This is a genomic window from Delftia lacustris (assembly GCF_040267515.1).
GTDB classification, from domain to species: domain Bacteria; phylum Pseudomonadota; class Gammaproteobacteria; order Burkholderiales; family Burkholderiaceae_C; genus Comamonas; species Comamonas tsuruhatensis.
In genome coordinates, this window is the sequence record NZ_CP141274.1 from 3,410,310 (window position 1) to 3,424,725 (window position 14,416).

Below are 14,416 nucleotides of genomic sequence, written 5' to 3' on the forward strand. Positions count from 1 at the left end.
TTGACTGGAGCGGCACGGCGCGGCAGGGCTGATGCGGGGCGAGGTTCAGGTATCCTCGCGGCCTTCGTTCCGTTTTGCTGCGCTGCCGCATTTCCAGGCATGGACTCCATGCAGAGACTGAAAACACGGCCGCGGCAGGCGGATTTCCCCCTTTCTGCCATCGCTTTGCCAGTCTTCCCCGGAGTTCTCTGATGACACACAAGGCCCCGCCTGCCGGCCAGGGCCTGCACGGTCAAGACGACCTGCAGCGCAATCTCACCAACCGCCACATCCAGCTCATCGCCATCGGCGGTGCCATCGGCACGGGCCTGTTCATGGGCTCGGGCAAGACCATCAGCCTGGCGGGTCCGTCCATCGTCTTCGTCTACGCCATCATCGGCGTGATGCTGTTCTTCGTGATGCGGGCCATGGGCGAGCTGCTGCTGTCCAACCTGCAGTACCGATCCTTCATCGATTTCTCGGCCGATCTGCTGGGGCCCTGGGCGGGCTTCTTCACGGGCTGGACGTACTGGTTCTGCTGGATCGTCACGGGCATTGCCGATGTGATTGCCATATCGGCCTACTCCCAGTTCTGGTTCCCCGACCTGCCCCAGTGGGCCCCGGCCATCGCCTGCGTGGGCCTGCTGCTGGGCCTGAACCTGCTGACCGTGAAGCTGTTCGGCGAGATCGAGTTCTGGTTCGCCATGATCAAGATCGTGGCCATCGTGGCCCTGGTGGCAACGGGGCTGTACATGGTGGGTGCCGCCTTCGTCTCGCCTGCGGGGCGTGCGGCCAGCCTGTCCAACCTCTGGAACGACGGCGGCATGTTCCCCAACGGGATGATGGGTTTTTTCGCGGGCTTCCAGATCGCGGTGTTCGCCTTCGTGGGCATCGAGCTGGTGGGCACCACGGCGGCCGAGGCCAAGGACCCCGAGCGCACGCTGCCGCGCGCCATCAATTCGATTCCCGTGCGCATCATCGTGTTCTACGTGCTGGCCCTGATCGCCATCATGGCCGTCACCCCCTGGCGCGACGTGGTGCCGGGCAAGAGCCCGTTCGTGGAGCTGTTCGTGCTCGCAGGCCTGCCGGCCGCTGCGGGCGTGATCAATTTCGTGGTGCTGACCTCGGCCGCCTCGTCGGCCAACAGCGGCGTGTTCTCCACCAGCCGCATGCTCTACGGCCTGGCGCTCAAGGGCGATGCGCCCAAGTCCTTCCACCGGCTGTCGCGCAGCAGCGTGCCCTCGCGCGGGCTGCTGTTTTCCTGCACCTGCCTGCTGGCCGGCGCCTTCCTGATGTGGGTGGTGCCCGATCTGGTGGAAGCCTTCACGCTGGTGACCACGGTATCGGCCATCCTGTTCATGTTCGTGTGGTCGCTGATCCTGCTGTCCTATATCGCCTACCGGCGCCAGCGCGCGGCCCTTCATGAGGCTTCGCGCTACAAGATGCCGGGCGGCGTGGCCATGTGCTGGGCCTGCCTGGCGTTCTTTGCGGCCATCCTGGGCCTGCTCACCCTGCAGGCCGACACGCGCCAGGCGCTGGTGGTGACGCCGGCCTGGTTTGCACTGCTGGCCATTGCCTACCAGTTCGTGCGCCGCCGGGCATCAAGCCAACCCTCGGGCAGCTGCGCTGAGCCTTCCAGCGCCCTGCCAGGCGCCGTGGCCAAGCCGCGCTGACCTGGTTTCTGGCCGCCCCCTGCACTCCGGGGCGGCCTTTGCACGGAGGTGCCGCACCCCGTGCTTTCTCTCAGTGCCCTGCCGACCCCCGTCATTTTGTGCACCAGACTTGTGCACAACGCCTCAGGCGTGTCCAGCGATTAGATAACGCGTGAACAAAAAACAACTGTCTTTACGTGAAGAGAAATATGTAGATACAAATCGTTATCATTCGCACCTTGATTTTTAACACATACGGAACTTTACAAAGATGGTCAGAATCTCGGTGCTCCGCCCTCTTCCTCTTTGCGCTGCCCTGGCATGCACAGCCATGGCCCATGCCCAGACGGCCGACAGCAAGGCCGACACGTCCCTGTCCACGGTGGTGGTGACCGCCTCGGGCACGGCCGTGGACATCAAGGAGGCGCCGGCCAGCATCAGCGTGATCACGCGGGAAGACATCGAGCGCAAGCCCGTCACCAGCATCGGCGAGCTGCTGTCCACCATTCCCGGCGTGACCGGCGGTCTGTCGGGCACGGGCGCCCAGTCCAAGATCAAGCTGCGTGGCCTGCCCGAGAAGTACACGCTGATCCTGGTGGACGGCAAGCGCCAGGGCAACTCGGCCGGCATCAACTACCGTGACGACCTGGGCTCGCAGGACCTGGACTGGATCTCGCCCGAGATGATCGAGCGCATCGAGGTGGTGCGCGGCCCCATGTCCTCGCTGTACGGCTCGGACGCCATGGGCGGCGTGATCAACATCATCACGCGCAAGATCGGCAAGCGCTGGAGCGGCTCGACGACGCTGAACTACAGCAAGCCCTCCGACGGCGACCGCGGCGACACGCGCCAGCTGGGCTTCAACATCAGCGGCCCGCTGTCCGACAAGTTCGGCCTGCGCCTGGGCGGCAACTACACGGACCGCGCTGCCGACGAGGGCACGGGCGGCTTCCCGGGCACCTACCAGTCCACGGCCGGCTCGCGCAAGCAAAACCTCAACGCCCTGCTCAACTGGCAGCTCACGCCCGACCAGGTGATCGGCATCGAGGCCGCGCAAGGCATCCAGCGCGCCACGGGCTCCGATCGGTTGGTGAATGGACGCCCCGTGGTATCGCAATGGGGCCTGAGCAAGCTGGAGCAGACCAAGTTCGGCCTCAGCCACGATGGCCGCTGGGGCGACATGACCTCCAAGCTCAACCTCGTGCACAACAAGTACGAGGACAAGGGCGACACCATCGGCAACAACTCCAAGGAAACCACGCTGGACGGCCGCATCGACAAGCCGTTGAAGCTGTGGGGACTGGACCAGGCCATGACGCTGGGCATGCAGTGGCGCCGCGAGTCGCTGGACAACCGCGACACCATCGGCCTGGCGCCCATCGACTACGCGGGGCGCCCGGTCTCGGGCTCGGGCCTGAGCGCCACCACCTGGGCGCTGTTCGGCGAGGACCAGATCTTCCTGCGCGACAACCTGGCGCTGACGCTGGGCCTGCGCATGGACCACCACCAGAAATATGGCAACAACTGGAGCCCGCGCGCCTACCTGGTCTACCACCCGGCCTCGGAGTGGACAGTGCGCGGCGGCGTCTCGCGCGGCTTCCGTGCGCCCAACCTGAAGGAAAACTCGGCCAGCGCCGCCACGCAATCCGGGGGCAACGGCTGCCGCAGCCTGGCCGGCATGGGCTGGACCAGCACCAGCGTGAATGCCGACGGCACGCGCGGCTGCTACATGGCCGGCAACCCCGACCTGCAGCCCGAGACCAGCACCAACTTCGAGCTGGGCACCAGCTGGGACCGCAATGGCTGGGCCCTTGGCGCCACCTACTTCCACACCAACTTCAAGAACAAGATCGACTACCAGCCGCTGGGCTTGTACAACGGCTTTTGGTGGACCCGCATGGCCAACGCCCAGCGTGCCCGCACGCGCGGCCTGGAAGGCTTCGTGAACGTTCCCCTGGCCAAGGGCCTGACCTGGAACACCAACATCACCAAGATGTTCGAGTCCAAGAACCTGAGCACGGGCGCCTCGCTGCTGGCCGTGCCCGAGCTGTCCATCTACTCGTCGCTGCAGTGGCAGATCCGCCAGGGCTGGTCCGCCATGTTCAGCGCCCGCCACGTGGGCAAGGAAGTCGTGACCACGGGCACGGCCACCACCTTCGCCAAGGCCTACACGACGTTCGACGTGTCCATGAACTACAACGTCACCGACTCGATGACCCTGCGCGCCGGCATCATCAACCTGACCGACAAGGAAACCCGCACCATCGGCGCCAACTACGACAACGGCGGCCGTACCTACTTCGTGGGGATGACGGCCAGGTTCTGATGGCGCGGTTCTGATAGCGCGTTATCGGCCCTTGCGCTGACCCAGACAAAGCGCCCGTTGTGACGGGCGCTTTTTTCATGGCGAGGAACAGGGCCTCACCCCCAGATGCCGCCCTGCGCAGGGGGCTTGCGCGCCAGCAATTCCTCGTCTGTCAAGGGCCGGCCTGTCCAGACATTCACCTTCGAGGCCCCGGCCGCGCTGCCCAGCTCGCGCAAGGCCCTCAGCTCCACCTGGGTGAACCAGCCCTCGGGGTCGCCCAGCGGATGGATGACGATGTGCGGTGAGGCCGCCAGCCAGGCACGCCGATGCATGCGCCTGAGCTGGTACTTCAGAAGCTGCTCGGCCAGGATGAAGTCCGATATCAGCGAACGCGGGTGGGCGAAGGGATTGACGACTTCGGCAGGCTCCGATGCGGCCGCGAGCCTGGCCTGCGGGCCGGCCGCGAGAATCCGGCGCCGGGGCGGCGGACTCAGGGCCAGCTCGGGAACCTCCGACAGGGTCTGGCCCGTTTTCGGATTTGTCAGCGTCAGGCGCTCGGGAGAAATCTGTACGTAGATGAGTGGTAGGAAGGCAGAGAGCATGGACATCCATCAATCGATTTTCTGAACCACGGTCTGGCCCGGCAGCAAGGCCCGGCCATCCCCGCTGCGCGGCAGCATCGGCGCGACAGGCTGGCCTGTCTGGCGGTCCAGCAGCAGCGAATGCGCCTCGCCCGGCGCGAACAGATGGCCTTCGCCCCATTGCCGCAAGGCCACGATGACGGGGAACAGGTCCAGCCCCCGGGCCGTCAGCACATATTCCAGGTAGGCCGAGCCTTCGGCGGCGGGGCGGGTTTCGAGGATGCCGGCCTCCACCAGACGCCGCAGCCGGTCGGCCAGGATATTGCGGGCCGCGCCCAGGCTGCGCTGGAAATCGCCAAAGCGGCTGATGCCATCGAAGGCATCGCGCACGATGAGCAGCGACCAGCGGTCGCCGATCACATCCAGGGAGCGGGCCACCGGACAGGGCTGCGGTGTGTCAGGACGGGTGTCTTCTTTCATGGCGTCATTTTGGTTGCATTTCAAAACTGGTTCAACTAGCATCCAACCAGTTTTGTTTTGCAACTGGATTCAACCCATGAACGCCTTCCCTGCCCCGGACACGGTCCGCATGCCGCGCAGCCTGGTGCTGCTGTTCGCCGCTGCCAGCGGCCTGAGCGTGGCCAATGTCTACTACGCCCAGCCGCTGCTGGAGGCGCTGGCGGCCGACTTCGGCATCAGCCATGCAGCCGTGGGCGGGGTGGTCACGGCCACGCAGGCCGGCTGCGCGCTGGCACTGCTGCTGCTGGTGCCGCTGGGCGACCGGCTGGAGCGGCGGCGGCTCATGCTTTTGCAGTTGCTGGGCCTGGTGCTGGCCCTGGCGGCCGTCAGCACCGCGCATTCGACCGTTCTGCTGCTGGCGGGCATGCTGGCCGTGGGCCTGCTGGGCACGGCCATGACGCAGGGGCTGATCGCCTATGCGGCCAGCGCCAGCCAGGCGCATGAGCGCGGGCGCGTGGTGGGCGCGGCCCAGGGCGGGGTTTTCATCGGCCTGCTTTTGGCGCGCGTGTTTGCCGGCGCCGTGGGTGACCTGGCTGGCTGGCGTGGCGTCTATGCCTGCTCGGCCCTGCTGATGCTGGCCCTGGCCTGGCCCCTGTGGCGGCAACTGCCCCGGCTGGCGGTGCCCTTGCATGCACCCAGCTACACGCAGCTGCTCGCCTCCATGCTCCAGCTGTTGCGCCAGGACCGCATGCTGCGCACACGCGGCATGCTGGCCCTGCTGATGTTTGCCACCTTCAATATCTTCTGGAGCGCCCTGGTCCTGCCGCTGAGCGCACCGCCCTACAGCCTGTCGCTCACGGCCATCGGCGCCTTTGGCCTGGCCGGCGTGGTGGGCGCACTGGCCGCGGCCCGTGCCGGCCACTGGGCCGACCAGGGTTTCGCGCAGCGCACCAGCCTGGGCGCGCTGGTGATCCTGCTGCTGGCCTGGGCGCCGATTGCGCTGCTGGAGCAGTCGCTGTGCGCGTTGGTCGCCGGTATCGTGCTGCTGGACCTGGGCGGCCAGGCCCTGCATGTGACCAACCAGAGCCTGATCTTTCGCAGCAACCCGCAGGCGCACAGCCGGCTGGTGGGCCTGTACATGCTGTTCTATGCCGTGGGCAGCGGGCTGGGGGCGCTGATTGCCACCAACGCCTACGCGCGGTTTGGCTGGCACGGCGTCTGCGTTGCGGGGGCGGCGTTCAGCCTGGCGGCCCTGGTGTTCTGGGCCATGACACGGGAGGCGGCTGCCCAGGCCAGCGTTCCCGCCTAGACCCGGCTCACCAGCTCCGAAGGCACCCGCCCCAGCGCCTTGCGGAACATGGTGGAAAACGCGCTGGGGCTGTCATAGCCCAGGTCCAGCGCCACCTGCGTGACCGATGAGCCCGCAGACAGCCGCGACACCGCTGCCAGCAGGCAGGCCTGCTGGCGCCAGGCGCCAAAGGCCATGCCTGTGTGCTGCTGGAAAAACCGGCTGAAGGTGCGCAGGCTCTTGTTCAGCGCCTGTGCCCAGTCCTGGGGCGTGGCGCGGATGCTGGGCTGGGCCAGGAACTGCTTGCACAGGGCGGCCAGCTTTTCGTCGCGGGGAATGGGCGCGAACAGCGGCAGGCTGCGGGCCGAGGCCAGCTCGTGCAGCACCAGCGTGACCAGGGCGCCGTCGCGGCCCGCTTCGTCGTACAGCGCCGGCAGGTCGGCGCAGGACAGCAGCAACTGGTGCAGCAGCGGGGTGACGACCAGGGCCTCGCAATGCACACCCGGGCGGGGCGCAGCAGCCGGTTCGATGTACAGGCTGCGCGTGCTCACGCCCTGCATGCGCACGCTGTGCGGCTTGCTGGCCGGAATCCACACGCCGCTGTAGGGCGGGATGGTCCAGGCACCGTCATCGGTTTCCACCTCCATCAGCCCGCTCATCCCGTAGAGAAACTGCGCACGCCGGTGGCTGTGCGTGGGCAGCAGCGTGCCAGGCGTGTAGTCGGTGCCGATGGCCAGCACATCGCGCGCCACGGCGTCCACGGAATGCAGCGGGATGTTGAGCATGGGAATGTCCGGAAAACAGCCAACAGGCTTTGGCAGGAATTCAAGGATTATTGACCCATCCGCGAAAGCAGGCCAAACCGCGGCATCCTAAGGTTCAGTCCTTGCTCGTTTTTTCCAAAGGACTGTCTGTGTTCCCTCTTCTGCTGCTGGCTTTCGGTGTGCTTGCCGGCGTGACCACCGTGCTCTTCGGATTTGGCGGCGGCTTCGTGGCCGTTCCGCTGCTTTATGCGCTGCTGACCTCCATCCACGGCGCGGACTCCGCCGTTGGCCAGGCTGCCATGCACATTGCCGTGGCCACCTCCACCTGCGTGATGATTTTTGGCGCCTCCATGGCCACGCTGCGCCAGCACCGCGCGGGCGCCCTGCCCTGGGATCAGGTGCGGCCGCTGGCCGGCTTCATCGCGGCCGGCGCCGTGGCAGGCGCGGCGGCCGCCACCTGGATCAGCGGGGAATGGGTGCGCTGGGCCTTCATCGCCTACCTGGCCCTGACCATCGCCGACGCGCTGCTGCGCCCGGGCTTCGTGCACGGCACCGCCGCCCAATTGCAGCCCATGGGCCGCAGGCCCGCCGCCATCGCAGGCTTGGCGATTGGCGCGATTGCAGCCTTCCTGGGTGTGGGCGGCAGCGTGATGACCGTGCCGCTGATGCGCCGGCGCGGCGCCAGCATGGCGGCGGCCACGGCCATGGCCAGCCCGCTGTCCCTGCCCATGGCCGTGGCGGGCACCGCTGCCTACATGCTGGCATCGCAGGGCGCGGGGCTGGGCCCCTGGCATGTGGGCTATGTGGACCTGCAGGCCTTTGCGTTGCTGACGGCCGGATCGTGGACGGGCATCAGGCTGGCAGCCCCGCTGATCGGCCGCATTCCCGATGCCCTGCATGCCAAGGCCTACCTGACCCTGCTGGGCCTGGTGCTGCTGGTCATGATCGTGGCCTGAGCGCTGCGCTCAACCCTCCTGGAAGATCGCCTCGATCCGGGTCTCGAACACCCGGGCAATGGCGAATGCCAGCGGCAGGCTGGGGTCGTAGCGGCCCGTCTCGATCGCGTTCACGGTCTGGCGCGACACGCCCAGCAGGTCCGCCAGCGCAGCCTGGCTCCAGCCGCGCTCGGCGCGCAGTTCACGGATGGTGTTTTTCATCGCAGGGCCGCCCCAAGATGAAAAGGCACCCCCTCGGGGGGCAGCGGACCTTGCACAGCAAGGGGAGCGCGGGGGTCATTTTTCATGGGAGGGGCACTTTGGCGGAACAGCTCATCGGCTGCGCAGCCAGTGGGCCACCGAGGCAGCCACCCAGAGCGCACCCATCAAGGGCCACACCATGAACATGCTGAGCTTGGGAAAACCTGCCATTTCCAGGAATCCGTAGGTGAAGGTGATGCCAGCCGTGCCCGCCGCTGCAATCGCCAGCTGCTCCAGCATGGACTTGCGCAGGAACTCGTCGGTATCGCGCACCAGGCGCACGATGGCCCGCACGGCCAGCGCAAACGCCAGCATGGGGCTGAGCAGCAGCGCCGTGCGCAGGGCCCCGGCCTGCATGTCGGCACTGAGCAAAAGCGCCCCCACAAGCAGCGCCATGTAGAGCAGCAGCGCAAATCCAAGTTCCTTCTGGTAGCGGCGGTTGGTGACCGTTGTTTGATTCATGGAAGTCTCTCGCAATGTGTAAAGGATGCTTGACATTGTGCGATGCCATCCGTGGACATGTCAAGCAAGCTTTACATCGGCACTGAACGCCCCGCCGTACAATCGCCGCCGTTGGTGCCAGCAGCCCCAGGGGCTGCGGTTAAACGGGAAACATGGGGCGGCCAGATAAAGCCGCCCGCATGTACTGCCCCCGCAACAGTGAGTGAAACGCCGCGTGCATGGCACCGGCCCCCGCCAAACCCGTGCCACTGGGCGTACAGCCCGGGAAGGCCTTGGCGAGTGCGTCACCAGTCTGGATACCGGCCAACAGGCGGCCGGCCGCGCTTGCAGCGCAGCCGGTCTTTTTGGTTTCCGTGCCGGCGGGGTCGCTGGCGCGCAACTGGCTCGCATCCATGCACACCCTCGCCCTCGCGCGCGCCCCCGGCGCCGCTCTTCGCTCGCCCTCGGCGTTCCCCGTACTGCGCACGTTGTCCGCCCTGGCTGCGGCCTCGCTGCTGGCCTGCCAGGCCCAAGCACAGACACAACAGGCGCAGCGCGCACAGACCTCCCAGCTCGATACGGTGGTCGTCACCGCCTCGCGCAGCGAGCAGCCCCTGCGCACCGTCACGGCCGACATGACCGTGATCGACGCCGAGACCATTGCCCGCAGCGGCGCCACGGGCGTGGCGGACCTGCTGGTACAGGTGCCGGGCGTGCAGATCAACCGCAACGGCGGGCCGGGCCAGGTCACCTCGGTCTACCTGCGCGGCACCAGCAACCAGCACACTGCCGTGTTCATCGACGGCGTGCGCTACAGCTCGCAGGAGCTGCAGGGCGGCGCGGTCTGGTCCACCCTGCCGCTGGCGCAGATTGACCGCATCGAGGTGCTGCGCGGCCCGGCCGCCGCCATCTATGGCTCAGACGCCATGGGCGGCGTGATCCAGATCTTCACCAAGCGGGCGGACGGCCAGACCCGCGCCTATGCCGAGGCCGGCATAGGCAACCAGGGCACCAGCAAGCTGGCCACGGGATTTCAGGGCGGTGCCAACGGCTTCACCTACGGGCTGAACCTGGCTGACGAGCGCAGCGACGGCTTCGACGTCTACCCCGGCAACACCTTCTCGCCCAATCCAGACAAGGATGGCTACAGCAACACCTCACTGGGCCTGAACGCGGGCTACAAAACGGGCATCCACCAGATCGATGCCAGCCTGCTGCACAGCCGCCTGCGCACCCACTACGACCAGAGCCCGCCGCCGTTCGACGACTACGACGTGGTCAAGAACACCACCGGCAGCCTGCGCTGGCAGGCCGGCTGGAACGCCATGTACAAAAGCGTGGTCCAGGTCTCCCATACCGACAGCCAAAGCGACCGCCACACCCAGTCGCCGGAAAGCGCCAAGGGCCGCTCCACCAACTACCTGCTGCAGAACCTGTTCACGCTGGGCCAGCACCGTTTCAACATCGACCTGGAGCGCCGCGAGGACAAGCTGGACACGCAATACGCCTGGACGCAGAACACCGACAGCCGGCGCGTGCAGAACTCCCTGTCGGCCGGCTGGCGCCTGACCGAGGGGAGCCACCAGTTCGACGCCAACCTGCGCCACGACCAGGTGCGCGACCAGCAGAACAAGACCACGGGCGGGCTGGGCTATGGCCTGCAGATCGACGAGCGCTGGCGCTGGGTGGCATCGGCCGGCACGGCCTTTCGCACGCCCACGCTGTACGAGCGCTTCACGGGCCAGGCGGCGGCCGACCTTAAGCCCGAAAGCAGCACCAACGTGGAAACGGGCCTGCACTATGCGGCCGGTGCCAACCGCCTCTCGGCCGTGGTCTACCGCAACAAGTTCAAGAACCTGATCACCTACGACTGGAACAGCGCCGTTCCCTGCAACTGCTACCGCAACTGGCAGAGCGTGGAAATCACCGGCCTGACGCTGTCTGGCGGCACGCGCCTGGGCAGCGCCAATCTGGGCGCCTCGCTGGACTTCATGAACCCCGAGAACCTGGAGACCGGCAAGCTGCTGCCCTACCGCTCCAAGCGCATGCTCAAGCTCAACGCCGACACCCAGGCGGCCGGCTGGACGCTGGGCGGCGAAGCGCAGCTGTACAGCGGCCGTTACGCCGACGAGGCGAACACCTTCAAGCTGGGCGGCTACGGCGTGGTCAACCTCTACGCCCAGCGCCAGCTGACCAGGCAATGGACGCTGCTGGCCCGTGTCAACAACATCGCCGACCGCGACTACGCCCCCACGCGCGGCTATGCCAACGCAGGCCGCACCGTGTTCGTCAGCGTGCGCTGGACACCTCTGCCCTGACCCCATGCATCTGCTTCTGCGCCTGCTTTCGCGCCTGCCCCGCATCCTGCTGCTGACTGCCGCCCTGGCCTGCGCAGGCGGCGCGGGCAACGCCTTTGCGCAAAAGGCGGCGGATGCGGGAACGGGCGGGGCAACCACCACCTACACCGTCACCGACATGCGCGGCCGTCAGGTGCGCCTGGAGCGCGTGCCGCAGCGCATCGTCTCGCTGCTGCCCTCGCTGACCGAATCGCTGTGCGCGCTGGAGGCCTGCGAGCGCATCGTGGGCGTGGACGAGTTCTCCAACCACCCGGCCCGCGTGGCCGCCCTGCCCAAGCTGGGCCACACTTTTGCCCCGCTGGTCGAGGCCACCGTGCGGCTCAGGCCCGACGTGGTGCTGATGGCATATTCCGCACCCGTCATCGCGCAGCTGGAGCGCTTCGGCATTCCCGTGCTGGCACTGGACGCCAACGACATGGCGCAGCTGGAGCAGGTACTGCACAAGCTCGACCAGCTGCTGCAGGTGCAGCGCGCCAACGCCCTGCTGGCGCGCATGCAGGCCCAGGTGGACCAGCAGGCCAAGGCGCTGGCTGCGCACACGCCCGCCGGGCAGAAGGTGTATTTCGAGGTGGACGCCACGCCTTACGCGGCAGGGCCGGACTCCTTCATAGGCCAGCTGCTGCAGCGCCTGGGCGCGCGCAATGTGCTGCCGCCCAACCTGGGTCCCTTCCCCCGCATCACGCCCGAATACGTGCTGCGCCAGCAGCCGCAACTCATCATCCACACGCCGCAGACGCCATCGGCCAGCTTTGCCGCCCGCCCCGGCTGGAGCCGCATGCCCGCCGTGCGCTCGGGCCGCATCTGCGCGCTGGACCTGGTCGAGACGGACGTGGTCTCCCGCCCCGGCCCGCGCCTGGGCGAGGCAGCGCGGGCGCTGGCCCGCTGCCTGCAGATGCCGGGCACAGCGCCGCGTTGACTTCGCTGGCCGGCTTGGCCCGCTTGGTCTGCTTGGCCGATGGCCCTGCCTACTCCAGCACCACGGCCGTGCCGCTGGCAGACACCATCAACATGCCGTTGCCCTGGCCCAGCACTTCGTAATCCAGGTCCACCCCCACCACGGCATTCGCGCCCAGTTCCTGGGCGCGTTCCTCCAGCTCCTTGAGCGCAATCTCGCGCGCCCGCTGCAGCTCGCGCTCATAGGTGGCCGACCGCCCGCCCACGATGTCGCGCAGCCCGGCAAACAAGTCCTTGAACACATTGGCGCCCAAAATCGCCTCGCCCGCAACCACGCCGCAGTAGCGGGTGATGCGGCGGCCTTCGATCTGGGGGGTGGTGGTGATGATCATGAGAAATCCTCGGTGAAGATGTTGAAGATGGATTTTGGCCGCCCAGCCTGCGTAAGCCCAACGCAAGGCAGGCCTGCACGCTGCAGTCTGACATAGGCCTGCGCTATCATCTTTCGCCTTCAGATCTCGGAAGGTGGTTTCAAAAAATTCAATCGCGTGCAGGAGCCATTGGGACTCATCTCCATCTAGGTAGCGAAAAAATCAATGCGAGACCCACCTATTCGGCTCCACCCGCGTCGCAGCGCCCCATGGCAGTGCAAGGCGCCGCAAGCCGCAACATCTTCCCCGCGCCCCAGGCTTGCACGATCGATCCGGCACGATAGGTTCGGCAAGCGCGCGCCCCATCAGCCCCATAATCTGGCTTCAAAAATTTCGCACCCCCTTTGACACAGTCCCTCAAAGAACTCCTTGCGGCCAAGGCCGCGCTGGACATGGAAATTGCCAAGGCCCGCACCTCGGCGGCCGACGCTGCCCTGTCCAAGGTCCAGAAGCTGGTGACCGATTTCGGATTCACCCAGCAGCAAGTGTTCCCCTATATCCCAGCAAAAACCAGCGCACCGGCGAAGTATCGCGATCCGTCTACAGGAGCAACGTGGACAGGTCGCGGCAAGCCTCCGAACTGGATCAAGGACCAGGATCGCGACGACTTCCTCATCGAACGCAAACCCGAGGCGGCCCAAGGCCCGTTCCTCGCAGAAATGGCGGCAGCGGCAGCTCGCAACTGAAGGCGCTGCACACGGCGGCACGCAGGATGCTGTGCGGTGCGGTGGGGTTCCGATGCGAAGGAATCTGTGCCGTCCGAAAAAAAGCCCTCTGAGCATTCAGCGGGCTTTTTTTCCGGCCTGGCGCCGGCAGCGTAGTCACTGCCGGCATCTTTCGATGGCGTGCATCGCGCTCCGGCATGGGGGACCAGCCGGGCCTTTGCGGCACCGCCAGCCCTCAGGCGTGGCTGACGGGGCAGCTGCCTGCTTTGCCCATGATGCTGTCCGCGGGCGCCTGCGCGCGGTCATTCAGGCCGTAGTCGCGCAGCACCTGGGTGACGCGCACGCGGTAGTCCTTGAAGATCTTGTCGCGGCCGGCGCGCTGGGCGCTGAGGTGGGCTTCCACGTTACGCCACTGGACGACGGCTTCCTCGTCGCGCCAGGTGGTGACGGACATGACTTTCTCGGGGTTGAGCGTGCTCTGGAAGCATTCCACGGAGATGAACCCCTCCATGGGCTTGAGCATGGGGGTGAGCTTGTTGACCAGGTCCACATAGGTCTGGTTCTGGCCGGGCAAGGCCTGCAGTTCGAACAGTACGACAACCATCTTCAACTCTCCTTTTTTCGGGAACAGAGATTCCGGCGCCGCGCAGCGGCGGCTCCGGCGTGGGGGAAATGGGTGAATGGGCGGCGCCGCAGATTCAGCGGCTGCGCTCCAGGTGGGTCAGCCAGGCGACCAGCACATCGCGCGCGGCCAGGGTCAGCAGGCCGCCGTATTTCTGGGCATCGGCGCGCAGCGTGCGCGGGTCCACCTGGGCCACGCCCAGTTCGCAGGCATGGCCGACCAGCCAGCGCTCCAGCCGGGCCGCGTCGGCCTCCAGATGGAATTGCAGGCCCAGCACCTGCGTGCCGACGGCAAAGGCCTGGTTGGCACCGATGGCGGTGCCGGCCAGGTGCACGGCGCCTTCGGGAATGTCGAACTGGTCGCCATGCCAATGGAGCACGGGGACGCCGTCCAGTTTGGCGAGGGGCGAGGCCAGGCCCGCATCGGTAAGCGTGAGCGGAGAAAAGCCGATTTCCTTGACGCCCAGCGGGTAGACCCTGGCGCCCAGCGCGCGCGCAATGAGCTGCGCGCCCAGGCAGATGCCCAGCAGCGGCTTGCCGCTGTCCAGCCAGCGGCGCACGGCCGCCAGCTCCTGGGCGACGAAGGGATAAAGCGCCTCGTCATAGGCACCTATGGGTCCGCCCAGCACGACGAGCAGGTCGGCACGGCCCAGGTCCAGGGTGTCAAGCTCGCCGATGCTGGGATCGACGTACTGCACTTCGTAGCCGCGGCTGGCGAACTCGGCATGCAGGGTGCCCAGGTCTTCGAAGTGGATGTGGCGCAGCGCGATGGCTTTTTTCATG

The 14,416-nt window shown here is 66.8% G+C and carries 15 protein-coding genes and 1 riboswitch; of the genes, 7 read left to right on the forward strand and 8 right to left on the reverse strand.

Annotated features, from left to right (window positions below; translation table 11 throughout):
• Positions 1–191 precede the first annotated feature (191 nt).
• Positions 192–1,652 carry a D-serine/D-alanine/glycine transporter gene (gene cycA, locus U6958_RS16990; protein ID WP_074922138.1) on the forward strand — a complete coding sequence of 487 codons (1,461 nt, stop codon included), beginning with the start codon at positions 192–194 and terminating at the stop codon, positions 1,650–1,652.
• A 310-nt stretch (positions 1,653–1,962) separates the two neighbouring features.
• Entirely contained in the window at positions 1,963–3,957 is a 1,995-nt protein-coding gene (locus U6958_RS16995; RefSeq protein ID WP_074922140.1) for a TonB-dependent receptor domain-containing protein, read from the forward strand.
• Positions 3,958–4,052: 95 nt separating this feature from the next.
• On the opposite strand, the gene U6958_RS17000 is transcribed toward U6958_RS16995, so the two are convergent.
• A complete protein-coding gene (locus U6958_RS17000) occupies positions 4,053–4,538 on the reverse strand; it encodes a rod shape-determining protein (protein ID WP_074922373.1) in 486 nt (161 codons plus the stop codon).
• A 9-nt stretch (positions 4,539–4,547) separates the two neighbouring features.
• On the reverse strand, positions 4,548–4,997 hold the full coding sequence (locus tag U6958_RS17005; RefSeq protein WP_074922143.1) for a helix-turn-helix domain-containing protein: 450 nt from the start codon (positions 4,995–4,997) through the stop codon (positions 4,548–4,550).
• 76 nt (positions 4,998–5,073) lie between these two features.
• On the opposite strand from U6958_RS17005, the gene U6958_RS17010 reads away from it, so the two are divergent.
• Complete coding sequence (locus U6958_RS17010; RefSeq protein ID WP_074922146.1) at positions 5,074–6,285, forward strand: MFS transporter; 1,212 nt, start codon at positions 5,074–5,076, stop codon at positions 6,283–6,285.
• Here the strand turns inward: U6958_RS17010 and U6958_RS17015 are convergent.
• The gene (locus U6958_RS17015; protein ID WP_074922149.1) at positions 6,282–7,049 is read right to left on the reverse strand and encodes a helix-turn-helix domain-containing protein; all 768 of its coding nucleotides are present in this window, start codon (positions 7,047–7,049) and stop codon (positions 6,282–6,284) included. The two genes, U6958_RS17010 and U6958_RS17015, sit on opposite strands and share 4 nt — an antisense overlap.
• A gap of 128 nt (positions 7,050–7,177) precedes the next feature.
• Between U6958_RS17015 and U6958_RS17020 the strand changes: the two genes are divergently transcribed.
• Positions 7,178–7,984: a sulfite exporter TauE/SafE family protein gene (locus U6958_RS17020; protein WP_074922152.1), complete on the forward strand. Its 807-nt coding sequence runs from the start codon at positions 7,178–7,180 to the stop codon at positions 7,982–7,984.
• A gap of 9 nt (positions 7,985–7,993) precedes the next feature.
• Here the strand turns inward: U6958_RS17020 and U6958_RS17025 are convergent, their stop codons facing one another.
• Both U6958_RS17025 and U6958_RS17030 read right to left on the reverse strand, forming a co-directional pair.
• Positions 7,994–8,185: a helix-turn-helix transcriptional regulator gene (locus U6958_RS17025; protein WP_013802457.1), complete on the reverse strand. Its 192-nt coding sequence runs from the start codon at positions 8,183–8,185 to the stop codon at positions 7,994–7,996.
• 111 nt (positions 8,186–8,296) lie between these two features.
• On the reverse strand, positions 8,297–8,686 hold the full coding sequence (locus U6958_RS17030; protein ID WP_012205557.1) for a hypothetical protein: 390 nt from the start codon (positions 8,684–8,686) through the stop codon (positions 8,297–8,299).
• Between the two features lie 95 nt (positions 8,687–8,781).
• Positions 8,782–9,009: riboswitch (cobalamin riboswitch) on the forward strand.
• A gap of 69 nt (positions 9,010–9,078) precedes the next feature.
• Here U6958_RS17030 and U6958_RS17035 point away from each other — a divergent pair.
• Both U6958_RS17035 and U6958_RS17040 read left to right on the forward strand, forming a co-directional pair.
• Entirely contained in the window at positions 9,079–10,983 is a 1,905-nt protein-coding gene (locus tag U6958_RS17035) for a TonB-dependent receptor domain-containing protein (RefSeq protein WP_074922375.1), read from the forward strand.
• Positions 10,984–10,987: 4 nt separating this feature from the next.
• Positions 10,988–11,938, forward strand: a complete 951-nt coding sequence (locus tag U6958_RS17040; RefSeq protein WP_074922155.1) for an ABC transporter substrate-binding protein — start codon at positions 10,988–10,990, stop codon at positions 11,936–11,938.
• Between the two features lie 49 nt (positions 11,939–11,987).
• On the opposite strand, the gene U6958_RS17045 is transcribed toward U6958_RS17040, so the two are convergent.
• The gene (locus tag U6958_RS17045; RefSeq protein ID WP_012205554.1) at positions 11,988–12,308 is read right to left on the reverse strand and encodes a heavy metal-binding domain-containing protein; all 321 of its coding nucleotides are present in this window, start codon (positions 12,306–12,308) and stop codon (positions 11,988–11,990) included.
• A 383-nt stretch (positions 12,309–12,691) separates the two neighbouring features.
• On the opposite strand from U6958_RS17045, the gene U6958_RS17050 reads away from it, so the two are divergent.
• Complete coding sequence (locus tag U6958_RS17050; protein ID WP_016446025.1) at positions 12,692–13,033, forward strand: H-NS family nucleoid-associated regulatory protein; 342 nt, start codon at positions 12,692–12,694, stop codon at positions 13,031–13,033.
• Between the two features lie 214 nt (positions 13,034–13,247).
• Here the strand turns inward: U6958_RS17050 and U6958_RS17055 are convergent, their stop codons facing one another.
• Positions 13,248–13,616, reverse strand: a complete 369-nt coding sequence (locus U6958_RS17055) for an antibiotic biosynthesis monooxygenase (protein WP_012205544.1) — start codon at positions 13,614–13,616, stop codon at positions 13,248–13,250.
• A gap of 94 nt (positions 13,617–13,710) precedes the next feature.
• Positions 13,711–14,415, reverse strand: coding sequence for a glutamine amidotransferase (locus tag U6958_RS17060; RefSeq protein ID WP_074922156.1), 705 nt, complete (start codon positions 14,413–14,415; stop codon positions 13,711–13,713).
• Position 14,416 lies beyond the last annotated feature (1 nt).